The following is a 512-nucleotide window of genomic DNA, read 5'->3' as shown; positions in this document are numbered from 1 at the left end:
TTAGCAGCAGGATTTCTCGTTGCATCTTTATCATCTTCAGTAAGCAGATCATTACTAAAATTTGGCATGAGAACAGCGTTTGCAGCTGCAAGTGCTTATGCATCAAAACGAGCTATGTCATATATTATGGGTAAAAGAACATATTAATATTTTTAAATTTATAAAATACTTAAAAGGGGGATAATTAATAAAATCTCCCTTTTTGATGCTTAATAAATTTAATCTACTGATTTAAAAGAGAGATATATATTACAAGGAAATTATAATTTTTTAAAACTTAAAGCAACTTTTTATATTTAGTGTTTTTAATTAAATAGCTAAAAAGTTAATTAAGGAGATTATGAATGCAAGTTAATAAACCATGTCTATCTTTCGGAACTAAATTTTCGATTAGAAATGATGATACTATTAAAAAGGGTCTACAAGTATTAAATTTAGAGGAATTAAGAGAAATTGAAGTTGGTATGAATGAAGCTAATAGTATACTGGAGAAAAACGGAAAAAACGATGAA

Annotated in this window: 1 pseudogene (running past one end of the window); it reads left to right on the top strand. The window is 26.6% G+C overall.

Annotation, left to right across the window (positions count from 1 at the left end):
- The first annotated feature begins 344 nt into the window (after nt 1–344).
- A pseudogene (locus A2255_03080) lies at nt 345–512 on the top strand (hypothetical protein); it runs 30 nt beyond the window's last position.

This window comes from Candidatus Melainabacteria bacterium RIFOXYA2_FULL_32_9 (assembly GCA_001784615.1).
Lineage (GTDB): Bacteria > Cyanobacteriota > Vampirovibrionia > Gastranaerophilales > UBA9579 > UBA9579.
Note: the sequence above shows the minus strand (reverse complement) of the source record. Positions and strands in the feature narration are given on the sequence as shown.